Genomic DNA, 25,335 nt, shown 5'->3' with positions numbered 1-25,335 from the left:
TACGAGAAATGCCTGGTAGCGGAGGAGGGATTCACACGAAAAACATAAGATACTGATTTATAACAACGTTCTTGATCGTCGTGCCGATAATTCCGCTCAATCCACCCCCAATTTTACCCCTTCGCGACAGGCCGTGCCGAAATATCGACAGGCCGACATGCGCGATCCCTGCTACGCCCGAGAACGCGGCTGTTTACAGTGTGATCGCAGAAAGGACCGCAGACTATCGACAAACACCACGGTTGCACGGCCGACCTTGGCTGCCTCGATGTCGCCGGAAGCGATGAGCTGGTAGATCTTGGATTTGCTGAGCCCCGTCATCCGTACTGCGTCGGGAATGCGAACGCTTATCGGCCCAATCGGGGGCGCGTCGTCGCCATTCGTTGCAGGCTGCCGGGCCGACATCGGACTATTTCTTACGTGCCCGGCTGAACGAGCGGTCGCTCGCCAGGAAGCCGCTAAGCATGAATGGAATGAGGTCCGGTACGGACTCGCGTCGGCCGTAGGCCGCCTCATAGGCCTCGGCGTAGTCGTTCAGCGCTTCGATGAGATCCGGCATGACGTTGATCGTGATCTTAACCGGCGTCCGATCGGGCAGCCTTGGCAGCTTCAAATCAGCCATGACGGCCTCCCCAGGGTCCGGGCAATATGATGTCTTTGTGCACGACCACCCGTAGCGGCCAGCCGGGGCGAACGCGCAAGGTCGGCTGGATATTGAGATTGCGCGTGACGAGCTGATCGCTGGCGCGCGCGCCGCTCTGCTGCGCTGACTCGCGGATCGCCCGGACAAGGTCGCTTTCGGTGCTGCCGAAGCTCAATTCAGTGCCGACGCCCAGCAATGTCGACAGGGCGACGCCCTTCAGAAGCTGCCAAGTATGCCGGTCGATCCGGTCGGACAGACCCGCATAGCCCTGCGTATCGGTCGCCGGCACATTGTCGATACGAATCGACGAGCCGTCGGGCAGGATGATCCGCTGCCAGACGACCAGCGCACGGCTCTGCCCAAACGCTACAACGCTGTCGTAGCTGCCGATCAGCCGCGATCCTTGCGGAATGAGCAGACCGCGCCCGGTCACACTGTCATAGACGTTCTCCGTGATCTGCGCGGTGACGAGCCCGGGAAGATCCGAGTTGAGCCCGGTTATGAGGCTCGCGGCAATGATGCTGCCGGCCTGCAAGATCCAAGGCGATACGGACTGCGCCAGCGCGTGCGGATTGATGTCGTCGTCGCGATTGGCGCGGCCGACCAATTCGTTCTTGCGCCCCTGGGCGTTAGGATCTCGGTCAGGGTCGAGGAGCGGCTTGGCAGTCTCGGCCGATGCTGGCGGAACACTTGCATCGGTAGTCACCGGTGCAGGGGCGGCGGCGCGACCGCCGCCCGCCAATTGCAGCATGACGCCAGACTCGCGTGCGGCCTTCTGCTCAGCGGCGATGCGCTGGCGCTCGGCTTCGGCTTCCTGCGCGGCCCGGCTCACCGCATCGGCAGCGGGGTCAGGGGGAACCATCCCGCCAAGCTGCCGCTGGCGCTCGAGGATCGGCCGCCCGAGATCACCGGGAAGCGGTGGCCCGAGCTTCGGCACGTCGCCATAGCTCGTCGGCGCGCCCGCGAGCGCATCAGGCGGCGCCTTCGCGCCAACCAGCTTTTCATCGCTTGGTGCGATCAGGCTCAGGGTCGCGGGCTTGAGCGCCAGCCAGGCGACGCCGATGATCGCGGTCGAGCCGGCGGCAGCGATGGCGACGATCGCACCGCGGCGAAAACGGGTGACGCGGCCCGGCGCCGCGCGCAGAACGAGCGTTTCGGGGTCGGCTTTGGGCGCCGCGATCGGCGCGGAAGAAGCGGTTGGATCGGTCACGCGCCCCTCCCGGCCTTGCGCTGCCGGCTCTTCGGCTGGGCGGCGGTGATACGGACAATCTGCTGTTTCTTGCCGCCAAGGCGCAGCTCGGCGACACCGAACAGGCGGTCGACCACATAATAGCGGCCGGCGACGCGATAGTTGACGAGCTGGGCCTCGCCATCCTCGCCAATCACGAACAGCGGGGGCGCCTCACCCACGGCGATCGCGGGCGAGAACTCGATGTAGGTCTGCCGCCCATCGTCGAACGCGCGCAGCGGCCGCCAGGCCGGCTTGTCGCCCGAGATCGCATAGTTGAAGTTGAGGCTTTCGACCGAGAGGCCCGACGCGATCGGCGTCGCCGCCACGGCTGCATCCCGCTGACGCCGGAGCGCGATCAGCTCGTCATGTGGATAGGTCCAGGAGATCGCCGCCATCGCGGTCGCGGGCGTGCTTTCGAGCTGGAGATGGTAGGTCCGGCGATCGGTAGCAATGACAAGGTTTGTGCGTAGGCCCGCCGAAAACGGCTTGACGAGGATGTGCACGCGCTTGCTTTCGCCGATGCCGCTGGTGGTATCGCCGACAGTCCAGCGCACGGTGTCGCCGGCGGCGACGGACACAATCGTTTCGCCCGGCTGCAAGGCAATGTCGGTGATGCGCTCGGGCGCGGCATAGAGCCGGTAGAGCACGCCTTCCGCCCAGGGATAGACCTGGACGGCATATATATATCCCGCGCTCGACGGCTCGCGCAGTGCCGCCCGGTTGGCGGCAGTGACGCGCGCGGTCGGTGACGCGGGTTCGCGGCTCTGCGCAGCGGCGGGCATGGCAAGCGCCATCGCGCTCGCCGCCAGGATGAGGGCACGGATCATTGGTCGGTCCTTTCGGGGGATGGTGCGGCTGCGGGTTGAGCAAGGGTCGGATCGAGCGGCGAGCCCAGCGGAATGTCGGCGGGCGGCGCGACCGGGAGTGATTGTGCGGGATCGGGCACGGCCGATGGTTGCGGCGAAGGTGGCCGGTCCTGCGGCGTTTCCAGTTCGCGGCTCCAGTCGATCGCGTCAACATAGAGACCGAGCGGGTTTTTTCGGAGCACATCGGCCGAGCGCGGCGGCTTGATCTTCACCGTGAGCATCGCCGTCCAGCGTGACGTGCTGGCGAGGCTTCCCCGCTCATATTGCTGCTCGGTCCATTTGACCTGGAAGCTCGTATCTGACGCGCGGACGATGCTCGTCACCTGCACCGAAACCGTCTTGCGCCCGACATCGGCGAACGGATTGGAGGTGCGGGCATATTCGCCGAGGAACAGTGACGCACGTTCGGTCGCGAAATCATAGGCTGATAGCCAGTTTTCACGCATCAATACCGGATCGAGCGAGCGCGCTCGAACGCCGGTGATGAACCGGCCGAGGAACCATGCGATCTGCGGATCGGTCGGCCGATAGTCCTTGGCGGCAGGCGCGACGGCCTGTGCTTGCCCGAGTGCATCGACCTCGACCACATAGGGCACGACGCGGCTTTGCATCGATTGCCAGACCAGCGCGCCCGACAGACCAGTGGTCAGGAACAGGCCGCCGAAGGCCATCAGCCGCCAGTTCTTCGCCTGTGCGCGAGCCGAGCCGATACGCTCATCCCAAAGCTGGCCCGCTCGTTGGTAGGGTGTCTCGGGTTCGGGCGTTCGCCCATAGCGCTGCAATGCGCGTCGAAATTTCATCGCTCAGTCCCTTTCCTTGATGTCTGGAGTGGCGCCAGCGCCGCCGCGGTCGCCGCCCTGGATTGCGTGGATCGCCATCTGACGGCGGTGGCGAGCATTCTGGCTGGCATGAAGCTTCTGCGCCCAGGCGGGTGTTCCTTCAGCTGCGCCTGTCGGCGCGGCTGCGGGGGCGCCGCCGCCGGCACGGGTGCTTCCTGCTTCCCATGCGGCGCGCTGCCCACGATCGGCGGCAGCGCTAACGCCGAGACCGCCGCTCATCCGGTTGGCAGCCGCGCCGCGCATGGCGGTCGCAACGCCGCCGAGGCCCGCGCCGACGCTGGTCGAGCCCGAGGTTTCCTGCCCGAGCTTGTAGGCGGTGGATGCGGCAGACCCCATCGATGTACCGGCGCGGATCGCGCCGAGACCGGCCCCCGCGAGACCGCGTGCCGCGCCGACGGCGCCAGCGCCTGCCATCGCAAGACCTCCGCCGGCAAGCGCGGTAGTGGCGATCACCGATCCGGCGCCGAGCTGCGGCGCGCCGGCGACGAGGCCGGATGCGATTCCCGGGCCGAAGATGGAGAGGCCAAAGATCGCGAGGCTCGCGAGCATCAGCGACACGGCCTGTTCGATCGACACCTCGTCGCCGGTGATCGCACTGGTGAAGTCGGCGAAATAGTTAGAGCCGATGCCGACGATGACCGCGAGCACCATGACCTTGATGCCCGAACTGACGACGTTCCCGAGCACCCGTTCGGCGAGGAACGACGTGCGGTTCCACAGCGCAAAGGGCACGAGCACGAAGCCGGCGAGCGAAGTGAGCTTGAATTCGAGGATTGTGATGAAAAGCTGGATCGCGAGGATGAAAAAGGCGGCGATGACGACGACCCAGGCGATCACCAGCACGGCGATCTCGATGAAATTGTCGAAGAAGGCGATCGGGCCAACCAACTCCTTCGCCTGCTCGAGGAGCGGCCATGCTGCCTCGAAGCCGGTCCCGGCCAGCTTGCCGGGTCGCAATAAATCGTCAGCCGTAATCGCGCTGCCCCCTGCGGTGAGGCCGAGGCCGGCGAAGCTGCGAAAGATGATATCGGACAGTGTCGAGAAGCTGTTGAGGATCAGGGCGAAGACGCCGACATAGAGGATCTTCTTGAGGAACTTGGCGATGACGTCGTCTTCGCCGCCGAGCGCCCAGAACAGCCCGGCGAGAGTGATGTCGATGCCGATCAGGATCGTGGTCAGGAAACCGACGTCACCGCCCAACAGGCCGAACCCGCTGTCGATGTAGGAGGCGAAGGCCTCCATGAACTGATCGATGACATTCAGGTCATCCATATGGGCGGGTTCCTGCTTGAAGTTGAAAGGTGTCGCGGGGACCGGCGGCCATGAGAGGGGCAAGCCCTACGGCCCCCGCGACGAGACAGGTTCGGACCGGGGGGAGCTGGGGGCGCGGTCCTCGCCTGCCTCAGCTCATTGGCGTGGCGTGTAAGCCTTGCCGTCGCCGAGGAAGCGGCGCGTTGACTCGCGTGCCTCGCGCGCGATCTGGCCCCGCTGCGCCTGCTCGACCGATTCCGCCCGGAACTGCGCCGCCATCATTTGCTGAAGCTGGAGCTGCTGCTTGGCGGTGAGCGCGAGAAGCTGGTTCGTGGCCTGCTGCGCCTGAAGCGAGCCTTCCGCGCCCTGGCTGCGCGCGACGATGTCGGCGAGCGCCTGCGTGTCGCTCCGTACGTTGTCGACGATGCGGTTCTGGACCCCCATCGTCTGGCGAAACGCGGACATTGCGGTATCGAGTTGATCGCGTGCGCGAGCCACACGCTGATCGCGGCGGAACACCTGATCGAACTCCTGCGGGTAGAGCTGGCGGAAGCGCTCGTCGAGCTGATCGATGCGGAAGTCGACGCCCTGCGCCTGGCCCATGAGCTGGTCGATCTGCTGGAGGCGCTGGCGAAGCTCCTGAAGTTGCGGGAAATCGATCCTGGTGAGGTTTTTGCCCTGGTTGATCAGCATTTGCGCTTCGTTCTGGAGGCTCTGGATCTGGTTATTGATCTGGGCGAGCGTGCGCGCGGCGGTGAGCAGGTTTTGCGAATAGTTCGATGGATCGAACACGCTGAGCTGGGCCGCGACGGGCGTCGAGGTCAACGCGATGCCGATACCGAGCGAGCCGACGGCGCCGAGCGCGAGAGCAGAGAGGCACGCATATTTGCGGATAGGGATACGGGGCACGGGAAATTACTCCTTGTCTTCTGGGGGGCGGGCGGCAGGGTGACGCCCAAGCAGGTCGGCCGCCCAATCGAGGCCGGCTTGGGAGAGAAAGGTCGCGGCGAAGTCGGCCTGGCCCTTTTCGGCCAGCACCGCGTCTATGCGCTTCTGGCTGTCGGGATCGGACGCGCCGCACAACGCCAGCGCGATCGGGCCTAGCCCAAGCTCGAACAGCCGGTTGCCGCGCGCTGATTGCAGATAATATTGCCGCTTGGGCGTCGCGCGGCTGACCAGTTCGATCTGGCGCGCGTTGAGACCGAAGCGGACGTAGGCCGTCTGGCCCTGCGGCTCGATCGCCCGATCATTGGGCAGCAAGATGCGCTGCGGACAGCTTTCGATGATGGCCGGCGCGATCGTGCTGTCGGCGATATCGGCTAGGCTCTGTGTCGCGAACACGACGCTGACGTTCTTCTTGCGCAGCACCTTCAGCCACTCACGAATGCGCGCGGCGAACAGCGGGTGGTCGAGGAACACCCAGGCTTCATCCAGTACGAGAAGCGTCGGCCGCCCGGTGAAGCGCTCTTCGAGCCGGTGGAACAGGTAGGTCAGCACGGGCGCAACGACGCCCGCCTGCCCCATCAGCGCTTCAGTCTCGAAGCACTGCACGTCGGCGATCGCTAGATCGTCTTCGGCGGCGTCGAGCAGGCGGCCGAACGGTCCTTCGAGCGTATAGGGCGTGAGCGCCGATCGCAGCGGTGCCGATTGCAGCAGCAGCGACAGGCCGGTGAGCGTGCGTTCCTCGATCGGGGCAGTCGCGAGATTGGTGAGCGCCGACCAGACGGCCTCCTTGATCTCGGGTGTGACCAGTACTTTCTCATGGGCGAGCAGCGCGCCGATCCATTCGGCCGCCCAGGCTCGTTCGTTGGAGCGATCGATGTGGCGCAGCGGCTGGAAGGCGATCGTTCGCCCGCCCTCGTCATCGGCATGACCGCTCTCGCCGCCAAGCCCGAGCGCGTGATGCGCGCCGCCCATCGCCAGCACGGCCGCGCGCGCCGAAAATCCCTTGTCGAAGACATAGACCTGGGAGTCTGGATATCGCCGGAACTGAAGCGCGAGCATTGCGAGCAGCACCGACTTTCCGGCCCCGGTGGGTCCGACGATCAGCATATGACCGACGTCGCCGACATGCGTGCTGAGACGGAACGGCGTCGAGCCGCTGGTTTCCGCATAAAGCAGCGGCGGACCGTCGAGATGCGGATTACGCGCCGGTCCTGCCCATACCGAGGACAGCGGCATGAGATGCGCGAGATTCAGGGTGTGGACGATCGGTTGCCGGACGTTCGCATAGACATGGCCCGGCAGGCTCGACAGCCACGCCTCGACCACATTCATGCCCTCGCGGATGCAGGTGAAGCCGAGCCCGTTGACGATGCGCTCGACCGCGCGGACCTTTTCCTCGACGCGGGCGCGGTCGATATCGGCAACGGTGATCGTCGTCGTCAGATAGCCGAACGCGACATGATCGCCGCCGAGCGCCTGCAAGGCCAGGTCGGCATCGACCACCTTGTTGTCGGCATCGCTGTCGAGAAGCTGGACCGGCTGGTTGTAGATGACTTCGCGCAGCAGCGCGGTGATCGACTTGCGCTTGTTGAACCACTGCCGCCGCAGGCGAGTGAGCGCTTTGGTTGCGTCGGTCTTGTCGAGCGCAATGAAGCGCGTCACCCAGCGATAGCCAAAATCCTCATGGTTGAGTCCGTCGAGGATGCCGGGACGGCTCGCGTTCGGAAATCCGAGAATGGTCAGCGTCCGCAGATGCTGGTCGCCCAGCATCGGCTCCAGCCCGCCGGTCAGCGGCGTGTCGGCCAGCAGCCCGTCCAGATAGATGGGCGTTTCGGGCACGGCGACGACATGGCGGCGCGCGGAGATCGCACCGTGGAGAAAGGTCAGCATTTCGCTGTCGCCGAGCGCGCGCACCTCGGGCATGAAGCCTCTGAACAGGTCAAGCGCGCGATCCGTCTCGGCGATGAAGCCGGCAAGCGCTTGTCGCCAGTCGCGGCCCTTCGCGTCGTCGCTGCGCTCGACCAGCGCTCGGCCCGCCGTGTCCGCCTGATCGGGCGGAGGCAGGAAGGTGAGCGTCAGATAATAGCGGCTCTCGAAATGCGCGCCCGCGCTTTCGAACGCCGCGCGCCGTTCCTCATCGACCAGCCACGACGCCGCATCGGGAAAGCTGCTGTCGGGATAACCCAGCGCTTCGCGCCGCTCGGCCTCGAAATGGAGTGCCCAGCCCGAGCCGAAGCGCTTCAGGACATTGTTCGCCCGCGCGCAGGCGGCGACAAGCTCGGCTTCGGTGGCGGATTCTAGATCGGGGCCGCGGAACCTGAGGACGCGCGAAAAGCTGCCGTCCTTGTTGAGCACCACGCCGGGCGCGACAAGCGCCGCCCATGGAAGGTGATCGGCGAGCCGGGCGGCCTTCTGACGGTATTCGCGCAGATTCAGCATGACAGATGCCCCTTCTGGCGAAGGTGGCGAACCAGGACCGGGGCGAAGTCGGGATCGCGTTTGGCGGCGAACACCGCGAGGGTGTGCCCGAACGCCCACATGGCCAGCCCGGCGATCCACTGCTGGAGACCGAGCCCGAGCGCGGCCGCGATCGTACCATTGACGATCGCGATCGCCCTCGGCGCCCCGCCGAGCAGGATCGGCTCGGCGAGCGCGCGGTGCATCGGCGCCTCGAAACCCTCGATATGACTGCCGGAGGCGATCACGAGATGAGCGCTCCACCGCCGAAGCTGAAGAAGCTGAGGAAGAAGCTCGACGCCGCGAACGCAATCGACAGGCCGAAGATGATCTGGATGAGGCGGCGGAACCCGCCTGCTGTCTCGCCGAACGCCAGCGTCAAACCGGTGACGATGATGATGATCACCGCGACGATCTTGGCGACCGGACCCTGGACCGACTCCAGCACCTGCTGGAGCGGTTCCTCCCACGGCATGCCCGAGCCGGCGGCCTGCGCGGTGGCGGCGAGCGCAAGCCCGAGGCCGATGGCGGCTCCGGTGAGGAAGATGCTCCGACGATCAGGAATACGGGCAGGAATACGGGACAAGCGCATGGTCATTCTCCTTGGGGTTCGAGGGCGTGGTCGGGAGTAAGGTCGAGGACGGCGTAGCCGCCGTCGGGATCGAGGCCGGCGACGCGCGCGATCGTGTCGACGCGGCGCGCGAGGCCGCGCCCGGCGATGAACACGATCATGTCGATGGATTCGGCGATCAGCCGGCGCGGAACGGTGACGACGCTTTCCTGCACGAGCTGCTCGAGCCGGTAGAGGGCCGACACTGCCGAATTGGCGTGGACGGTTGCGATGCCGCCCGGATGCCCGGTGTTCCAGGCTTTGAGCATGTCGAGCGCTTCGCGCCCGCGCACCTCGCCAACGACGATGCGATCGGGGCGGAGCCGCAATGTCGAGCGGACAAGATCAGCCATCGTGACGCCGCCGGCTCCGGCAGTGCCGATCGTACGCGTGCGCAGCCCCACCACGTCGGGCGCGGCGCATTGCAACTCACGCGTGTCTTCAATGATGATGACGCGTTCATCGAGGTGCGCCATCTCGGCGAGCAGCGCGTTGGCAAGCGTCGTCTTGCCCGAACTGGTGCCGCCCGCGACCAGGATGTTCTTGCGCTCGACCACGGCCATCGACAGCAGTCGCGCCGTGTCGGCGAGCATGATGCCGTCCCGCACATAGTCGAGCAAAGTGTAGATGCGCGCCGCGGGCTTGCGGATCGAGAAGCATGGCGCGAGGCTGACCGGCGGCAGGATACCCTCGAACCGCTCGCCCGCGCCTTCGCCGTGCGGCGGCAGCTCGGCCGAAACGATCGGCGCATTGCCATGAACCTCGGTGCGCGCGTGGGATGCTACCAGACGAATGATCCGCTCGACTTGCGCGGGCTCATATTTGGTGCCGGTATCGATCCGGCCTTCGCCAAGTCGATCGAGGCGCAACACGCCGTCCGGGTTGACCATGATCTCGATGACCATCGGATCGGCCAGCGCCGCCGCGATAGTCGTCCCCATCGCGGTGCGCAGCATCGCGCGCCGACGCCCTGCGGAATTATCGGAGCCGAAAAGCGTGTCGCTCATCGCCCACCTCCATTGTCTTTCGCGGAGGCAGCAAGCGTGCGCTGGCCGCTGGCGAGCGCTTCGCCGACGCGGGCAATGAACGCCTCGAAGCGGTCTCGGCCGATCGCACGCGCCGCTTCGTCGGCTTCGGCCAAAGGGGCCTGCACCATCAGTTCATAGCGGATGAACAGCGCCAGGCTCTCGAGCAGCACATGCCCGTCACGCTCGACACGCCCCAGCGCGAGCGACATGCGATCGAGCCGCTGGCTGAACTTGTTCTCCAGCCCGCTCGCCGCCTGCCGGTTGAGCCAGGCGGTGAGCGCGTCGGTGAGGATCGCCGATTTGGACGCGCCGGGCTGGCTCGCCAGCGCCTCGAAGCGGTGGCTCAGATCTTCGGGCAGGAAGAGCTGGTAGCGGACGCGGTTGGGTTTGATCGCCGCCATCGTCAGAAGCTCGGCAGTGTGTCGCTGTCGCGACCCTGGTTGATGGTATGGGCGCGGATCAGCGTGCCGGTGGTGCCGGCGCGGTCCATCGCGTGCTTTTCGGCGACGGGATCGGTGTCGTCGCGGTCGAGGCCGAGAAGATCGAGCTGCCTGGGCGGTTCGGGCTTTTTGGTCTGTTCCTCGCCGAGTCCGGGATGGCGCTGCTGTTGCAAGCCGCCGTCCTCATCGGCTTTCGCGTCGTCGTCGGCCTTGCCAAGCCGGCTGTCAGGCGCGCGGACCAGCCCGCTCCAATCGTCGGGGCGGCCCTGCGGGCGATCGGGATAGTCTCCGGGCGCGAGCTGGGGCGGCGGCGCGATCCGCTCGCGGAAATTGCGATCCTCGTAATAGCGCAGCTTCTTCGCGCGGATCGGCGCCATGCCGGAAACGAGCACCAGTTCGTCCTTGGGCGGGAGCTGCATCACCTCGCCGGTGGTCAGGAGCGGCCGCGCCGTCTCCTGCCGGCTGACCATGACATGGGCCAACCACAGCGCGAGCCTGTGGCCGGCGTAGTTGCGCATCGCGCGCTGCTCGGTGGCGATGCCGAGCGCGTCCGAGATCCGCCGCGCCGTGCGTTCGTCATTGGTCGCGAAGGCAATACGGACATGGCAGTTATCGAGAATGGAGTTGTGCTCGCCATATGCCTTCTCGATTTGATTGAGCGACTGCGCGATCAGGAAGGCGCGAACCCCATAGCCTGCAAGAAACGCAAGGCTGGTCTCGAAGAAGTCGAGGCGCCCCAATGCCGGAAACTCGTCCAGCATCATCAGGAGCTTGTGCTTGCCCGCCTTGGCAGGATCGGCATCCAGCTTCTCGGTAAGGCGGCGACCAATCTGGTTGAGCACCAAGCGTACCAGCGGCTTGGTTCGGCTGATGTCCGATGGCGGAATGACGAGGTAGAGCGAGACGGGGTGGCCCGCCTCGACGAGATCCGCGATCCGCCAGTCGCAGCGCGACGTGACCTCGGCGACGGTCGGGTCGCGATAGAGGCCGAGAAATGACATGGCGGTGGAGAGGACGCCGCTGCGCTCGTTCTCGGACTTGTTGAGCACCTCGCGCGCCGCCGACGCCACGACCGGATGCACGATCGGCGCATCCTTCGTGCCGAGATGATTGGTGGTCATCATCCGCCGGAGCGTGGTGACGAACGGCTGCTGGGGGTCCGACAGGAATGTGGCTACCCGCGCGAGCGTCTTTTCCGGCTCGGCATAAAGAACGTGGAGGATCGCGCCGACCAGCAGGCTGTGGCTGGTTTTCTCCCAATGGTTGCGCCGTTCGAGCGCGCCTTCGGGATCGACCAGGATGTCGGCGATGTTCTGGACGTCGCGGACCTCATGCTCGCCGCGCCGGACTTCGAGCAGCGGGTTGTATTTGGCGGAAGCGGGATCGGTCGGGTTGAACAGCAGGACGTGGGAGAAGCGCGCGCGCCAACCGGCGGTGAGCTGCCAGTTTTCACCCTTGATGTCGTGAACGACGGTGCTGCCGGTCCAGCCGAGCAACGTCGGTATGACCAGCCCGACGCCCTTGCCCGAACGGGTCGGCGCGAACGCCATGATATGTTCGGGGCCGTTATGGCGCAGATAACGGCCACGCGAGCGGCCCAGGAACACGCCGGCGTCACCATGAAGGCCTGCCCGCTCGATCTCGTTCGGCTTGGCCCAGCGCGCGGAACCATAAGTGGTGACCTGGCGCGACTGCCGCGCGCGCCAGAGCGAGCCTGCGATCGCCGCGCCGCAGCCGATGAAACCGCTCGCGCCGGCGAGCGCGCCGGCCTTGTCGAAAACATGCGGCGCATAGGCATCGTAGTGATACCACCAGGGGAAGAGCGCCCAGGGACGATAGACCGGCGTGCTTCCAGCCATGAACCAGGCCGGACCAAGTTCGGGCTGGTAGGCGAGCATCGCCGCCGCCCATTGGGTCGCCGCCCAGAGGCCCGCGATCACGATTGCGAACACGACAAGGATCTGGCCGATGAGCAATTTGGTCGGGGTCACGTTGAAGCTCCCGCCCATACCGCCGGATGCGGTCGGGGCGCGGCTTCAAGACTCGGCTATGGGCCGCCCGAAATGAACGGAGCCGCTGGGGGCTGGTGGGTGACCGAAGGAGATCACTCGTCGGCGACTGACTCAATATTCCAGCTCTGTTCTTTTGATCGAGCTATGACCCGAGTTGATGATTCTGCCCTGCCGTTGTCCCTCGAGGTGGCACTGACCACCACACCGCACCGCCGATGACCCGCTACACCCTGCAAAAATCCGAGCTGCAAATTCGGGCTTGCGTGTCGGATTATCAGACATTATATCGCATTTAATGTAGTGAAATCGTGCGAGGCATGCATGGCGACAATCGCTCCTCCGAAGCCCGCGGCAACCGCGTTTCCCAAAGCCGACGCCATTAGGGCGTTGGTCGACGAACTGCTGCAAGTGGCCAGGGCTGAGGCACAGGTGCGCGGAATTGCCCTACCTCCGGAAAACCCGAAGATCATCCAGGCGCCCGTGCCACTCGACTCCTTGTCCGTGGTCGACACGCTTTGCGCGGTGGAGCAGGTCCTCGACATCGAGCTTCGCGACAGCATCGTCCGCACCGGCGGCTACAATTCGATCGAGAAGGCGATTGACGACCTCCTCCCTAAGATCGAACGCGTCTGGGTTAAGAAGAAAGGGTCGAAGCCATGACCAATCTCGCACTCCGCCAGGAAGGCGACGAGCAGGAGCGGCGGCGCTTGGGCGACCGTCTGCGCGAAGCACGGAAATATCTCGGCCTCAAGCAGGAAGAAGTTGCTGCCTATCTCAAGATTCCCCGGACCGCGCTTACCGATATCGAGAATGGCCAGCGCCGCGTTGAAGCGATCGAACTGACGCGGCTTGCCCGTCTTTACCGCCAGTCGGTGGCCTATTTTACCGGCGAAGACGAGGCCTCCGCGAGCCTTCCCGCCGATGTCGCCCATCTGGCGCGACGCGTTGCGGCCTTGTCGACTGAGGACCGGGCCGAGCTGAGCCGGTTTGCCGAATATCTCCGCTCGCGGTCTGGCGGCGAACGGAGCTGATCGATGGCGTCGGATTATGCGAGCGCGGTTCGCGCTGGTACGATGGCAGCGGGCCGCCTGCATCGCGAACTCGATACGCGCGCACTGATCGAGACCCAAGGCGGCAGCGTCGATGTCTTCGGCGCGATCCATGCCGTGGGTCTACCCTTGCTGCTTCGTCCCCTGAAAGGCCTGCTCGGCGCCTATCTCAGCGCACCTGCTCCTGGCGTTCTCGTCACGACGGAACGACCGATGAGCATCCAGCGCTTCACGGCCGCGCACGAACTCGGGCATTTTTCGATGCGACACGAGCCGAGCCTCGACGATGAGAGCATCCTGCGCCGGATGCCGATGTCGCCCGAACCGGGAAACAACTTCGAGGAAACCGAAGCCGACGCCTTTGCGATCGCCTTCATGATGCCGAAATGGCTGATGCTCGCGCACAGCGCGCGACAAGGATGGCAGATCGATCATTTCCGGCGCCCCAATGTCGTCTATCAGCTCTCGCTGCGGATCGGCGCCAGCTATGAGGCGACGTGCCGCACCCTGGTTCGCTACAATCTGATTTCGCCATCGGTGATGACCGACCTGCTCCGGACGCAGCCGCGCAGCCTGAAGGTCGATCTCCTCAAGGACTATCGGCCCGACAACTATCGCGGCGACGTCTGGCTGCTGACCGAGCGCGATGCCGGCTCGCGGATCGATGGCAGTCGCAATGATCTTTTCGTGCTGCGGCTCGAAGAACATAGCGGCGGTGGGTATCTCTGGGATCTCGACCAACTGATCGCCAGCGGCTTCGCCGTCGTTCGCGACGAGCGTGAGGCAATCGACGGCGATGGCATCGGTGGTCCCGTTGTCCGCCGTGTCACCGCGGCGCCCGATGCGCCGCGGCGCGGCCGCATGTCGCTCGACGAGCGGCGGCCGTGGCAGCCTGCGCCGGCCCTCACCAGCCTGACGCTCGATTTCGACCTCACCGGCCCGGAACAGACGGGCCTGTCGCGCGCCGAACGGCGGCACCTGCTCGAGGCCGCCTGACGCCCCATGATCGATATCGTCCGTGACCTTCGGCCGCTGTTCGGACCTGCGCGCGATCAAGGCGCGCGGCCGACATGCCTCGCATTCGCCGCGAGCGACACCCACGCCGGGCTTCGCGACGGCTGGGCACCGCTGTCGTGTGAATTCGCCTTTCATGCCGCGCAGAAACGGGCGGGCAGACCGCCGACGAGCGGCGCACTGCTATCCACAATGCTGGACGCGCTACGGCTCGATGGCCAACCCGACGAGAAAGGCTGGCCGTATCTGGCTGCGGTTCCAGCCGATCATCGACTGTGGACGCCGCCGGCGACCGTTGGCCCGCTCTATGGCCGCAACGGACAGAGGGATGGAACCGACCTGTCATCCATCCTTGCCGCGCTGGACCGTGACACGCCGGTGCTCATGCTGACGATGCTGTCACGGTCTTTCTTCCAGCCGCGCGGTGATGGCGTCGTCGATCCGGCGAACGACGAACTCCCCGAGCCAGCGCAACGGCACGCGGTCGTCGCGGTCGGGCATGGAACCGTGGACGGCATCCCGGCCATTCTCATCCGCAACAGCTGGGGACCAGGTTGGGGCTTGGAAGGCCACGCCTGGCTTACTGAGCGCTTTCTAGCGCCGCGCCTTTTCGCCACGGCAAATTTGACGGAGGAAGTCGATGTATCTTCCCATACCGCCGCAGCCTGACTGCGTTGCTGGCTGGCGCGAGGCGGTCCGGCTCGTCGACCTCGCCACCGGACACCAGGCGCAGAATGTCGTCATCTCCGTGGCCGAGCCGACTGCGCGCGCAACACTCGCCGATCCCGTCGTGGCGGAAGTCGATGCCTTCCTTTCGGGCCATGGCAAGAAGCCCATCGAGACGGTCGCCAACACGATTTTTCCGGCAGCGCTGTACAGGCGCTACGGCGCGCCGCAATTCTTCGACCGGTTTCGCGACAACGTGCTGCCGAAGGTCCGGAGGTCGGGCGCTTGGTCGGGCTATTATTTCGAACGGATGATGGAATTGCCCCGCGCCGACGGCCAGCCAATCAATCAAATCTGGGGCATCGTCGAGCGCCTGCGCAACCCGAACGTCCGAGCGCTCAACAAATTCGAACTGCTGATCTTCGACCCCGCCCGCGACGTGAATGACTCGCCCTACGGCGGTCAGTGCCTGAGCTTTGCCAGTCTCAAGCTGATCGGCAAGGGCGACGATCGTCGCCTCGGCATGACCGCGCTCTACCGCAATCACTACTATATCGAAAAACTGCTCGGCAATCTGATCGGCCTCGGCCGTCTGCTCGAATTCATCGCCAAGGAAGGCGGGGTCGCGCTGGGTCCGCTCACGATCGTCTCGACCAACGCCACGGTCGACACCGCCAACTGGAACCGCGGCGATCTTAAGCAACTCTTTGAGCGCTGCGATCAGGCGAGCGCACATCTCCTTGCTGCGGCGTGAGGCGCGCCCAACGGCAGTTCTAGCGGCTCATCGTTGTCATCCGCGACACCGTACAGGCTGAACATGCCCTCGATGAACTCGCGCTGCCCGCCGTAGCTCGGATGGCGGACCGCGGTGGTCGGAATGTCGAGACCGTCCAGCGCCAGGTGAGCATCGCGCCCGATCGCGACGATCTGGCGGGGCCGGATCATTGACACGAGGGCTTGCAATATCGGCCAGGTCGCCTCGCGCTCGCTTCGCGTGTGGCATCGGTTCGACATCGGATCATCCGCTTCATGGGGATGGAACGGGAAAACGTTCCAGAGCATGACAGGCTGACCGATCCGCTCTAGCACACGCCAGACGATCGCCGCGGTGCGCTCCGCCACGGCGGGTCCCTGCGTCGCACGTTCGAATGCGATGCCGCCCATCAGCGTACCGGCATGTCCGAGGTGAATTTCGTCGGTCAGCGGTACGCCCGTACGCCGCCCCCCGCGATAGCCGAGATCACGCGCGATCCAGATCGTTTCGACGCGATGATCAAGCGCCGCGGTGAGCAGCATTTCGAGATTGTCGCGGCGCCGGGCGGCGGCGTCGCTGCGGTCATGGACCGTGCAGCGATCGCGCCAGGGATTGAACACTGAGGGAAGTTCGGTCGCCGCCAGGGTGGACACAAAGGATTTCGGGGTCATGACGGCAATTCCTTGATACGCAGGCGGCGATTGGCGAAGTCGATCAGGACGCGGCCGCGCCGATGCTCCTGAAGGAAGCGGAAAGCCGTATAGCCCTGGAGGATCGCTTCCTCCCAAAGCCACAGCGGACAGCGTTCTGATTCGTAGCCGGCGACGAACTGGCGGACATGCTTCAGCATGTCCAGCGGAAGGCCACCGCGCTTCACGTTTTCAAAGTACCGGAGTTGCTGCGCTTGTCCGAAAATCCAGGAAGTTATGCCCTCTTCGATGAGAATCGCCCGAGCACCGTCTTCGGCGTCGTCGAGTTTCGGATCGCTCTTGCGCTTGAGACGGAGCAGCGCACGCAGCACTGGCGACCAGCCAAGCACCGCGACATAAGCGTAGTGAAAGACATCGTGGAAGCGATAGTCGTCGGGTTCGAGCGCGTTGTCGGTGAGCCGGTCGCCGACATACACACCGCTTGAGCGTTGATACACGAATGTCTGCCCGCGAACGGTGCGTTCATAGACGTCGATCGCCATCCGCCGCGGCAATTGCTCTTCTGGGTCGAGCGCCGCATCGGTCGGCGCCGGATAGATGCGCTCGCGCGGCCAGCGATCGAAGATCTTGTGAAGATTCTTCACGGCGGCAGCCTCGATGGTAACACCGGATTCGTTTGCCGCCTGGATCAACCGGCGCATGACCGCGACCAGCCGGCCCGCGAGTGCTTCGCGGTCCTTCGCAAGACCGCCCGCCTGGAAATCGTTGATGAGCAGCCCAACGTCGCCTGCCAGCGCGAGCAGGCTATGCTCGAACTGCGGCATCGGTGCCTTGGCAAGCGGAATGTGCTGCGGCTGCAGCGCATGGAAACTGAGCGTTTCGTTGCCGCCCGTCTGCCATTGTCCGCCGTTTGTCGCCGCGGCGGCAGCGATGTCGCTGAGCGCCATGCGGCTGCGCCGTGCGATCGCCGCCAGATACCAAAGGACGTCACCAAGCTCTTCCGCGACGGCGTGAGCGTAACCCAGGTAGGAGGCATCGTCGCGCTGCTTTTTCTTGGCCTCACTGAGCAAGCTGCCGACTTCGCCGAAAAGGCCAAGCATCGAGAAGCCCAGTGCGCGGCCACCGCTGCGTTGATCAGTCCGCGCGGCCTGCTTCGCATAATCCGCAACAGTGAGAGCTTCGAAATCCTCGCTCATCGCCTGCCCTTCCGGCGATCCGATATCGCGTCTGCGGGGACGCTCACGCCATAGGCTTCAAGTGCCCGCAGTACGATCATCCGGATCGGCTCGCGGGAATCGAGCGACCGTTGACCGAGATCGCGTTTCGTAACGGCAGGAATCTGCACCTGAAGATGCTCGTCGCCGACATCGGTTTGCGCTGCGATATTTTTCATGAATCCATGAAAACATAATTTCATGAAAATAGGAAGCCCGAATCCTCCGGATCAGGAGACGCTCGGCCCGCTGCGCTGCCGCCCGAGTGTCCAGTTGATCCCGCCGTCGCGCATGATGCCCGAGACCGATTTGCCGACATGGCGATCGAGAACAGAGCGCCACGGCACCAGCGTGAAATCGCGCGACCGTTCGATGAGCGCATGGCGACCACTCGTCATCTCGACTGCGCGCACGAGCCTGCCTTGAACAGCCTCCCCCTCTCTGGCCTCGGCGAACGGAACGCCTAACTTGTCGGAGAGCTGGCGGGCGACACGCAGCAATTCTCGCCGCTGGAGCGCGGCGAGCATCCCTCGCCGATAGACCGTCTGCCCATCCTGTTCGTCTGCAAGCTGTTCGGTGATCAGCCATTGCCGTCGCATCGCCTGCGCTGAACGAACCTCGCGGCCGAACCCGGCATCGCGCACCGGCGCTGGGCTGGCGGCAACCAGCTCACGATCGAGCCAGGTCGCGGCCTCGGCCGCTGGCAGATTGTCGAGCGGGACGGTCGACAGCGCCTCGATGGCGACGGGCCGGTCGTGGAGTTGGCGCGCCTCGAACCGAACCACCTTGTCAAGATGATCGGGCGTGACGATCCAGCTTCCATCGGGATCGCGTTCGACATTGCGGGCGATCTTCCGCATCGCCTCCAGCCGGCGGACATGGGTTTCGGCGAAGCCTTCACTGGCGCTCGGGTCCTGCTGCAAATGCGCGTCGATCGTGTAGCGTCCGTCGTTCGCGGCGGCGACTTCGACAATCGTGCGATCGACCGGGCGAACGCCGCCCTCACGCGGCACGATCCGGACGATGGCGTTTTCGGGGGTCGGATCGACCATCTCGCCCTCGCCGATCTCGGCATAGTGCGTGCGCCCGTCGATGCCGTCGATTAGCAGATAATGGCGGTCTTCATGCTCGTCCGCCAATCCCCGCATGATAACGCGGCCGATAATCGGCGCGGCTTCCTGCGCCGTCGGATCATAGATGACGCGATCGGCCGCGGCACAGTCGAGCTTCCGCGCGGTCAGCTCGCGCTGCATGGTACGGATGATATCGCCACGCTCCCCGATCCGGCGCAGTGTGTTCGCGAGGTCGGGCTCGAGCCGCCAGGTGTCGCTGCCGATATGCGAGGCGAGTCCCATGCGCCCAAGTTTCTGCAAGCGGCCGACGCGAACCGATTGGTGAAACGGGTCGCTGTCGCTCGCGCTGACCAGGCGCATACTATCCATGTCGCGGATCAGCCGTCGGTCGATCGCGGTCAGCCGCTCCACGCCAGTATCGCTGCGAAGCCGCTCCTCGATTTCAAGGTCGGTGCGCGGCCCGAGGTCGAGGTTGGCGATCTCGATCGCGCGTTGCCTGGCCCCGTGCGAAATATATTCGCGCGCGATCAGCAGATTTTCGCCCCGGTCATTCACGCCGCGCACAACGATATGCGTGTGCGGATGGCCGGTATTGAAATGGTCGACTGCCACCCAATCCAGCCTCGTGCCGAGATCCTGCTCCATCTGCGTCATCAGCCTGCGCACAAAGGGCTTCAAGTCCGGATATTGGTCGGCGTCCTCGGCCGACACGATGAATCGAAACTGGCGGCGGTCGCCGTCGCAGCGTTCGAGGAACACCTTGCCGTCGGCGACATCCTCGTCGGCCGAATAGAGCGCGCCGGGCTCGCCCTCGCGGGTCACGCCATCGCGCTGGATATAACGCAAGTGCGCCTTCGCGCCGCCCATACCTTTCCCGCCAAGTCCAACAGGCCGTATCTTGACGATCACGCGGCGCGACCGGAACGCGCCCAATCGGTCGCGCGATCTGAGCACCCGTGCAACGCTCGCGCCACGTCCGATCCGGCTGCCGTCGAAGCGGCCACGCCTGCCGGTTTTTAGCCCTGCGCGCTTTGCCGCTTTCACGACGCGGCTCAGGTAGCGCTGCTCCTTGCCCCGGCAGCGCATCCGGCCCAGGTGCGGTTCGAACTCATCATCGCGCATAGCGGCGTCCTTCCATACCGGAATGACGCTCCCCGCCGATAAGAATGGCGCGTCCTCGCCAGAGCGCAAGGAGTCTCGCGATTGGGATCGGAAAAGCCCAGAAAACCGCCATTCCTGGCAACCCTGTCTCGCACTCAAAGGGCGAGTCTCGCAAAAGCCTTCAAAAAACGATGTGCAGACAAACACTTACAAAATCGCGAGATTTTGCCTCTATCTTGCCGTCAAGCCCGACTGCCACCTGCCGCCCCAGACGCCCGCTTTGCCTTCCCGCCTTCCCGATTAGAAAAGGGGAGCGGCGCCATGCGGCACCACTCCCGCGAACCTGCCCCTTCAACAGCGCATCGCCTTATTGCCAGCCTGCCTGTTCGGCCTGACGCAGCGCCCGATTGCACCGCTTCAGCCTCTTCTCAGCGGCCCTTAATTCGGCTTCGATCTGCCGCCGTTCTGCCGCGTCATCGCACCATGAAAGCTCCGCGCGAAGCTCCTCGATCTGTTGTTCAACCGACATCTCATCCTCCTGATACAAGCGAAAGATGAGCCATCGCCCGGCGGGGAGCGGGTCGGGTCAACCACCGCGCAGCGGCCGCGAAGCGGGCGACGGGGGAGCCGATTTTCTCGTCGCCGGAGTGGAGCGAAGCGGAACGCAGGTGGCGTGAAAATTGGGGGAACCGTCGATGGTTGAGGCGGTCCGTTCGCCGCCGGATACTCGGTGCTTGCTGAGCGGATTTCTTCCTCTCTGCAGGCCCGCAAGCGCGTTCCGGTGCAGGAAAAGGCCCACGCCGAGCCCTCAAGGCATGAGGAAAGCCCCGCGCCGGGTGACCGGCGCGGGAGCGATCCGGCTCAGTCGCCGGGGTTCCAGATGACAGCGAACGCGTCGTCGTCGTCCTGCCCGGCGGCGCGGCCGAGATTGGCGTAGAGGGTGCGGCCGCCAAGTTCGGGGGCTGACATGGCGAGGCGGACATATTCGCGCTGGCTCACCTCGCCGGTGCGGATCCAGCCGCCGCCCAGTTCGACGCCGTTCGACAGCACGCGGTAGTCGGGCTGGTCCCCGGTCTTACCGCGATTGGGGATGATGGCGATCTCGGCATTGACCGAAAGCGTCTTCAAGGCGCCCCGGAACGAACCGTCGTTCTGGCGCTGGACATGACCGATTGCGGGCATTTCTCGTCTCCTTCACACAGTCGCCCGACCCGATGCCGGGCGATGGGCGGACCGAAGGGACGGCCCTTGAGCGCGCTGCGAACCGCAGGCCGAAGCGAAGCGGAGGACCGGAAGCGCGGGGCTGATTTGGAGCGAAGCGGCCGCGAGGAGCGCCGCCAAAGCGGCGCGGGGAAATCAGTTCCGCGCGATGGTTTCGCGGGGCGCGCGGCCGTCCCAGGTCATGCGCCCAAGGAGCCGGCGACGGGGTGGTGAGACACGAAAGGACGAGATGCGCGCGCGGACAGGAAGCCCAGTCCGGCGTCCTTCCGGGAAGCCATGATTGCTTTCGCGGCCACGAAGCGGCGGCTATAGCCTCACGGCGATGAACGAAGGAACGACGATTGCGGGGCAGATCGAACGGCTGATCGTGCGGCTGGACGGCGCGGCGGTGTGCGATGCCTGCGTGACTGACCGGCTCAACCTGTGGGTTACCGCACAGGCCAATGTCGTCACCCGCGCGCTCGGCGGCACGCGCGGATTCGAGCGGCAGAAGGACGAATGCACGCTATGCGGAAGCACCCGGACGGTGATCCGCCGCACCGCCCGGTAGGTCAGGCGGCGGGGGTTTTCGGCACGCGAGCGCGCGGTGCGGCGCGATTTGGGCTAGTTGCCGTCGCCCGCGAGCGCGCGCGCCAGCGGCTCGTTGGTCGCCTCGATCTCGATGCGGTCTGCGAAAATCGCGCACCAGCCGCTGCCGAATTCACCGATGCGGGGCTTGGAACAGGTCATCGCCCAATCAAAGCCTATCGGCCCCTTGGACAACGTTTCGGCGCAACATCGCTGGACGACCACGGCGATAGCATAGGCGTCGAAATCGTCCATGCTGGCGAAACACACGATCCGCACGGCTGGGTCGTCGGGGCAGGTTTCCGCGATGAAATCGGCTCCGATGGTGGGAAATTCGGGATCGTTGAACGCCTCGCGAAACCCGCTCCACGGCACGTTCGCATCGTCCGGCGGAAAGGCTGCGAGCAGCGCCGCGCTCGGCGGATCGGGCGCGTCGTCATTCGCCAGCGCGTAGCCAGCGTTTGCGACTTCCTCGATCAGCGCGCACTCGGCGGCGGTGCAGCGAAAGGCGAAGCTGCCCTGAATCCAGATGTCAGCCATTGCTCGCCTCCTCCCGTTCGGGCGTGATGACAAGCGGGGGCACCGCGAAGTCGGCCGCATCGAAATGCGCGATGATCGCCGCATAGCTGCCCAATCGCTCGGCGGTGCAGCGCCCCATGAGGATATAGTCGTCCTCGTCGGCAGCGTAGCTTTGCGGTTCGCCGCTGCCGGTGAACACGGTGCGTTCCGCACCCCACTGGCAGGCATAGGCGCCCGACCAGCGCGCGAAGAAAAGCCCATGCGCGATGCAGAAGGCTTCGAGTCCCTCGAACCGCCCCCAGGCGACCTCGTGCGCCATGAGCGCCAAGGGCTCGCCCTCGGGCAGATCGCCGAGCGCGAAGGGTTCGCCGTCCCATTCGGTGGACAGCCCTTCGTTCGCGATGGCCTCGGCGAAGGCGGGAAGCTGGCTGGCGGGGAGCGTCCCGCCGATGGTGATGGATGCCGAAACACGGTCGGCCATGACAAGTCTCCTGTCTGAAATCCGCGCTGCGAGGGCCGCTTGCGGCCGAGCGGCGCGGCGATTTTATGGGGGGCGGAACGGGCGGCGGGTGCGCCGCCGCCCGTCCAGTTTCATGCGGCTTCGCGCTCGGGCTGTTCCTGCGGCTCGGCCTTGGCAGGGGCCGGAAGCGCAATCACCGCGCCGGGGCCGGTCGGTTCCGGCTCGCGGTCGGGGCGCGCCGCGAGCACCTTGGCATGAGCCGCGACGGTGCCGACGCCGCCGCGCGCCGTATAGGCAGCGGGCGGGAACGCCATCCATTTCGGCACCCAACCCTCGACCTTGGGCCGTCCGTTCGTGCCGTCCAGATGGTCGCGGACGATGCGCTTCAAGACCTTGCCCGGTTCCTTCGCATTGGCGGCGGCGACAGGTTCGCCCGCCACCTCGGCGACGATGCGGGTCAGCACCTCCTTGTCGCGGACACACTCGAAAAAGGCGTCGTCGGCCTGCCAGTAGCGGGCCATATCGACGCCGATCTCGCCGCCCACCGCCTCGACGGCGGCGCTGCCGCTGGCGAGCGTTTCGCCCATGACGATCACCACCACGTCCATGACGGCGCGGTCGGGCACGTCGAGCAAGCGGAGGAACACGCCGACAAGTCCGAAGTCGTCGCCGTTGCCGCCGGCCACGGTCGGTTCCTCGGGCGAGAAGCCGAGAAGGTCCAATACGGCGCGGCGCTTCGTATCGAAGTCGGTTTCCGCGCGGCAGGTTTCGACGCTTTCGGCAACCAAATCGTTGCGCGCGGTCTGCGGCTCGGGCTTGATGGTCCAAAGCGGCGAACCGACGATGGCGTGCGCCACCATCAAGCGCAGCGCGACCTTGGGGTGACGGGTCAGCGCGGCGCGCACGGCCGCGTGGCGATGCAGGTCGATATAGGTCTGCATCGTGCTCGTCACCTCGGGGCGCGGCACCTTGGGAGCGGTGTCGATCGGCTCGCCGCGTTCGAGCCGCTTGGCCTCCTTCGACGTGACATAGCCCTCGTAAAAGTCCACCTCGCCGCTCGCGCGCACGTCGATATAGACGCGCGCCCCCTTGCGCTTGGGAGCCTTCACAAACTCGTAGCGATGGAAGTATTCGCCGCGCGGGACGATCACGACATCGCTCCATCCCTCGTCGAGATAGGCTTCGCGGCGATCCTCGATGGCCGCGTCCTGCTCGCGCCAGAAGGCGTCGGCGTCGGCGAAAAAGCGATCCTCGCCGAACAGGTCGGCGATGATCGCGAGCTTGAGCCTCTCGACGTCGAACAGGGCATGTTCGACCTTGATCGACGCGCCGCCGAACAGCCAGTCCTTCAACTGATGGCCGGTCGGGCAATAGGCGTCGGGGTCGCTGAACAGCGCCAGCCATGCCTTTTGCTGGCTCGTGCTCGCCAAGGTCAGGTGCCGGACGGTCGCCGCGTTGATCTCTTCCTTGCGGTAGAGGTCGCGGATGCGCGGCAAGAGATTGCCGAGCGCGAGGATGCGTTTGACGCCAAGCTCGGGGATGCCGAACGTCGCGGAAATATCCGCTTCGTCGCGGCCTTCCTTGACCAGCCGGGTGAAGGTTTCCCAGCGTGTCACCTCGTCGGGCGCGAGCCGCGCGATATTCTCGATCAGCGACGCCTCGATGGCGGCGGCATCGTCGCCGTTCTCGAGAATGGCGCACGGCAAGGGGTCGGCGCTGCCGGTTTCGCCCGCGACGATCTGCGCGGCGGTGAAGCGCCGCGCGCCCGCGACGATCTCGAACGCATCGGGACCGCAATTCGGTCGCACGATCAGCGGCACGAGAACGCCGCGCGCGCGGACGGTCGGAAGGATGTCGGACACGTCCGGCGCCTTCTTCGCGTAGCGCATATTGGCCTTGCTGACGGACAGCTTGCCAAGGTCGATAAAGTCGAGTTTCATTGGTCTGCTCCTTCTGGAGCGCCGGTCCCGTTTGTCTTGCTGGATGGGCGGGACCGGCACTCGATGCGGCGAAACGCGCCGCGCGTCACCCGCCTCGGGGCGGAAGCTCCTTGCCGTTGCGGCTGTCGGCCGCGCGGCGAAGTTCGGTTTCAGCGAAGATGATCGCGCCCGCCCGCCGCGCGGTCTCGGCCCATGTCGAGAGCGGGGCGAACGGTTCGAAATGCTCGTCGCGCTCGATGAACAGGCCGAAGGGCAAGCGGACGCTCGCCATTTCGGACAGGCTGAATGTGCCGAGTTCGGGAAAGCCGAACCCCAAGTCGGCAAGGCCGAACAGCGTGTCGTCATCATCGTAAAGCTCGGTCGCGAGCCATGTTGCCGCGCCCAAGGGATTGAAGAATTTGACCAGCGGAACGGGATCGGGTTCTGGCGCGCCATCGCGCGCGGCGGCGCAGCGGGCCAAGTCGTTCGCGCGCAGCGCGAAGCGCAGTTCGGGGGTCAGCAGGATCATGCCGCCGCCCTCCGCTCGTCGCTTTCGCTGGCCTCGGTATGGCGCGCCATTATCCAGTCGGCGGCCTTGCTCGCCGCGCTCGCGGCGCAGAAGATGGCGCGATTGTCCTCGCGCAAGACCTCCAGCCATGATGCCAGATAATCGGCATGGCGCACGGTCGGTTCGATGCCAAGCGCGGCGCAGAGGAAGGCGCTACCCATTTCGGCGACATATCCTGACAGTCCAGCCCCAATCCGGGGTTCGAGGAAGAAAACCATCGGCTGCCTCCAGCACTGCC

The 25,335-nt window shown here is 65.4% G+C and carries 30 protein-coding genes; 6 read left to right on the top strand and 24 right to left on the bottom strand.

The window, feature by feature from the left end; all coding sequences use genetic code 11:
• Positions 1-171: 171 nt before the first annotated feature.
• The 13 genes from AC1Q5P_RS20350 to AC1Q5P_RS20290 all read right to left on the bottom strand — a co-directional run bounded on the left by AC1Q5P_RS20350 (position 172) and on the right by AC1Q5P_RS20290 (position 12,301).
• A complete protein-coding gene (locus AC1Q5P_RS20350; protein WP_051035681.1) occupies positions 172-405 on the bottom strand; it encodes a helix-turn-helix domain-containing protein in 234 nt (77 codons plus the stop codon).
• A gap of 4 nt (positions 406-409) precedes the next feature.
• On the bottom strand, positions 410-622 hold the full coding sequence (locus AC1Q5P_RS20345) for a DUF2274 domain-containing protein (protein ID WP_058454876.1): 213 nt from the start codon (positions 620-622) through the stop codon (positions 410-412).
• A complete protein-coding gene (locus AC1Q5P_RS20340; protein WP_058454877.1) occupies positions 615-1,853 on the bottom strand; it encodes a TraB/TrbI/VirB10 family type IV secretion system protein in 1,239 nt (412 codons plus the stop codon). The genes AC1Q5P_RS20345 and AC1Q5P_RS20340 overlap by 8 nt, the downstream gene beginning before the upstream one ends.
• Positions 1,850-2,701 (bottom strand): P-type conjugative transfer protein TrbG, encoded by an 852-nt coding sequence (trbG, locus tag AC1Q5P_RS20335; protein ID WP_058454878.1) that lies wholly within the window; start codon positions 2,699-2,701, stop codon positions 1,850-1,852. Before trbG ends, AC1Q5P_RS20340 begins: the two co-directional genes overlap by 4 nt.
• Positions 2,698-3,540 (bottom strand): conjugal transfer protein TrbF, encoded by an 843-nt coding sequence (trbF, locus tag AC1Q5P_RS20330; RefSeq protein ID WP_058454879.1) that lies wholly within the window; start codon positions 3,538-3,540, stop codon positions 2,698-2,700. The genes trbG and trbF overlap by 4 nt, the downstream gene beginning before the upstream one ends.
• A gap of 3 nt (positions 3,541-3,543) precedes the next feature.
• Positions 3,544-4,851, bottom strand: coding sequence for a P-type conjugative transfer protein TrbL (gene trbL / locus AC1Q5P_RS20325; RefSeq protein WP_058454880.1), 1,308 nt, complete (start codon positions 4,849-4,851; stop codon positions 3,544-3,546).
• A gap of 135 nt (positions 4,852-4,986) precedes the next feature.
• Entirely contained in the window at positions 4,987-5,739 is a 753-nt protein-coding gene (gene trbJ, locus AC1Q5P_RS20320) for a P-type conjugative transfer protein TrbJ (protein WP_058454881.1), read from the bottom strand.
• A 6-nt stretch (positions 5,740-5,745) separates the two neighbouring features.
• Positions 5,746-8,214, bottom strand: coding sequence for a conjugal transfer protein TrbE (gene trbE, locus AC1Q5P_RS20315; RefSeq protein ID WP_058454882.1), 2,469 nt, complete (start codon positions 8,212-8,214; stop codon positions 5,746-5,748).
• The gene (locus AC1Q5P_RS20310) at positions 8,208-8,480 is read right to left on the bottom strand and encodes a VirB3 family type IV secretion system protein (RefSeq protein ID WP_443026223.1); all 273 of its coding nucleotides are present in this window, start codon (positions 8,478-8,480) and stop codon (positions 8,208-8,210) included. The genes trbE and AC1Q5P_RS20310 overlap by 7 nt, the downstream gene beginning before the upstream one ends.
• The gene (locus AC1Q5P_RS20305) at positions 8,477-8,830 is read right to left on the bottom strand and encodes a TrbC/VirB2 family type IV secretion system protein (protein WP_017499935.1); all 354 of its coding nucleotides are present in this window, start codon (positions 8,828-8,830) and stop codon (positions 8,477-8,479) included. The genes AC1Q5P_RS20310 and AC1Q5P_RS20305 overlap by 4 nt, the downstream gene beginning before the upstream one ends.
• Positions 8,827-9,849, bottom strand: a complete 1,023-nt coding sequence (gene trbB, locus AC1Q5P_RS20300) for a P-type conjugative transfer ATPase TrbB (RefSeq protein WP_058454883.1) — start codon at positions 9,847-9,849, stop codon at positions 8,827-8,829. Before trbB ends, AC1Q5P_RS20305 begins: the two co-directional genes overlap by 4 nt.
• A complete protein-coding gene (locus AC1Q5P_RS20295; protein WP_058454884.1) occupies positions 9,846-10,271 on the bottom strand; it encodes a hypothetical protein in 426 nt (141 codons plus the stop codon). Before AC1Q5P_RS20295 ends, trbB begins: the two co-directional genes overlap by 4 nt.
• Before the next feature lie 2 nt (positions 10,272-10,273).
• A complete protein-coding gene (locus AC1Q5P_RS20290; protein ID WP_058454967.1) occupies positions 10,274-12,301 on the bottom strand; it encodes a conjugal transfer protein TraG in 2,028 nt (675 codons plus the stop codon).
• 342 nt (positions 12,302-12,643) lie between these two features.
• Between AC1Q5P_RS20290 and AC1Q5P_RS20285 the strand changes: the two genes are divergently transcribed.
• From AC1Q5P_RS20285 to AC1Q5P_RS20265, 5 genes are read left to right on the top strand one after another with little or no spacing between them, the layout of a single operon-like run.
• Positions 12,644-12,982 (top strand): hypothetical protein, encoded by a 339-nt coding sequence (locus tag AC1Q5P_RS20285; RefSeq protein WP_058454885.1) that lies wholly within the window; start codon positions 12,644-12,646, stop codon positions 12,980-12,982.
• Complete coding sequence (locus AC1Q5P_RS20280) at positions 12,979-13,353, top strand: helix-turn-helix domain-containing protein (protein WP_017499940.1); 375 nt, start codon at positions 12,979-12,981, stop codon at positions 13,351-13,353. Before AC1Q5P_RS20285 ends, AC1Q5P_RS20280 begins: the two co-directional genes overlap by 4 nt.
• A gap of 3 nt (positions 13,354-13,356) precedes the next feature.
• Positions 13,357-14,367: an ImmA/IrrE family metallo-endopeptidase gene (locus tag AC1Q5P_RS20275; protein ID WP_082657683.1), complete on the top strand. Its 1,011-nt coding sequence runs from the start codon at positions 13,357-13,359 to the stop codon at positions 14,365-14,367.
• A 6-nt stretch (positions 14,368-14,373) separates the two neighbouring features.
• A complete protein-coding gene (locus AC1Q5P_RS20270; protein ID WP_058454886.1) occupies positions 14,374-15,054 on the top strand; it encodes a C1 family peptidase in 681 nt (226 codons plus the stop codon).
• Positions 15,026-15,805: a thymidylate synthase family protein gene (locus tag AC1Q5P_RS20265; protein WP_058454887.1), complete on the top strand. Its 780-nt coding sequence runs from the start codon at positions 15,026-15,028 to the stop codon at positions 15,803-15,805. The genes AC1Q5P_RS20270 and AC1Q5P_RS20265 overlap by 29 nt, the downstream gene beginning before the upstream one ends.
• On the opposite strand, the gene AC1Q5P_RS20260 is transcribed toward AC1Q5P_RS20265, so the two are convergent.
• The 6 genes from AC1Q5P_RS20260 to AC1Q5P_RS20235 form a co-directional block, all read right to left on the bottom strand.
• Positions 15,772-16,476 (bottom strand): uracil-DNA glycosylase, encoded by a 705-nt coding sequence (locus tag AC1Q5P_RS20260; protein ID WP_017499944.1) that lies wholly within the window; start codon positions 16,474-16,476, stop codon positions 15,772-15,774. The two genes, AC1Q5P_RS20265 and AC1Q5P_RS20260, sit on opposite strands and share 34 nt — an antisense overlap.
• Positions 16,473-17,651: a nucleoside triphosphate pyrophosphohydrolase family protein gene (locus tag AC1Q5P_RS20255; protein ID WP_017499945.1), complete on the bottom strand. Its 1,179-nt coding sequence runs from the start codon at positions 17,649-17,651 to the stop codon at positions 16,473-16,475. Before AC1Q5P_RS20255 ends, AC1Q5P_RS20260 begins: the two co-directional genes overlap by 4 nt.
• A complete protein-coding gene (locus AC1Q5P_RS20250; RefSeq protein WP_017499946.1) occupies positions 17,648-17,848 on the bottom strand; it encodes a hypothetical protein in 201 nt (66 codons plus the stop codon). Before AC1Q5P_RS20250 ends, AC1Q5P_RS20255 begins: the two co-directional genes overlap by 4 nt.
• 51 nt (positions 17,849-17,899) lie before the next feature.
• Positions 17,900-19,864, bottom strand: coding sequence for a relaxase/mobilization nuclease RlxS (gene rlxS, locus AC1Q5P_RS20245; RefSeq protein ID WP_058454888.1), 1,965 nt, complete (start codon positions 19,862-19,864; stop codon positions 17,900-17,902).
• A gap of 346 nt (positions 19,865-20,210) precedes the next feature.
• Entirely contained in the window at positions 20,211-20,372 is a 162-nt protein-coding gene (locus AC1Q5P_RS20240; protein ID WP_167541760.1) for a hypothetical protein, read from the bottom strand.
• Positions 20,373-20,704: 332 nt separating this feature from the next.
• Complete coding sequence (locus AC1Q5P_RS20235) at positions 20,705-21,025, bottom strand: DUF736 domain-containing protein (RefSeq protein WP_058454889.1); 321 nt, start codon at positions 21,023-21,025, stop codon at positions 20,705-20,707.
• A 361-nt stretch (positions 21,026-21,386) separates the two neighbouring features.
• On the opposite strand from AC1Q5P_RS20235, the gene AC1Q5P_RS20230 reads away from it, so the two are divergent.
• Positions 21,387-21,614: a hypothetical protein gene (locus AC1Q5P_RS20230; RefSeq protein WP_058454890.1), complete on the top strand. Its 228-nt coding sequence runs from the start codon at positions 21,387-21,389 to the stop codon at positions 21,612-21,614.
• A 53-nt stretch (positions 21,615-21,667) separates the two neighbouring features.
• Here AC1Q5P_RS20230 and AC1Q5P_RS20225 read toward each other — a convergent pair whose 3' ends face one another.
• From AC1Q5P_RS20225 to AC1Q5P_RS20205, 5 genes are all read right to left on the bottom strand, one after another.
• Complete coding sequence (locus AC1Q5P_RS20225) at positions 21,668-22,171, bottom strand: hypothetical protein (protein WP_058454891.1); 504 nt, start codon at positions 22,169-22,171, stop codon at positions 21,668-21,670.
• Positions 22,164-22,631, bottom strand: coding sequence for a hypothetical protein (locus AC1Q5P_RS20220; protein WP_017499952.1), 468 nt, complete (start codon positions 22,629-22,631; stop codon positions 22,164-22,166). The genes AC1Q5P_RS20225 and AC1Q5P_RS20220 overlap by 8 nt, the downstream gene beginning before the upstream one ends.
• A 110-nt stretch (positions 22,632-22,741) precedes the next feature.
• Entirely contained in the window at positions 22,742-24,550 is a 1,809-nt protein-coding gene (locus AC1Q5P_RS20215) for a ParB/RepB/Spo0J family partition protein (protein WP_058454892.1), read from the bottom strand.
• An 85-nt stretch (positions 24,551-24,635) separates the two neighbouring features.
• On the bottom strand, positions 24,636-25,058 hold the full coding sequence (locus AC1Q5P_RS20210) for a DUF2958 domain-containing protein (RefSeq protein WP_058454893.1): 423 nt from the start codon (positions 25,056-25,058) through the stop codon (positions 24,636-24,638).
• A partial coding sequence (locus AC1Q5P_RS20205) for a zincin-like metallopeptidase domain-containing protein (RefSeq protein ID WP_492519897.1) occupies positions 25,055-25,335 on the bottom strand: 281 nt, incomplete at its 5' end. The genes AC1Q5P_RS20205 and AC1Q5P_RS20210, both read right to left, overlap by 4 nt.

Source organism: Novosphingobium sp. GW835-FHT14H07 (assembly GCF_058793515.1).
This window is presented reverse-complemented; position numbering and strand designations above follow the sequence as displayed.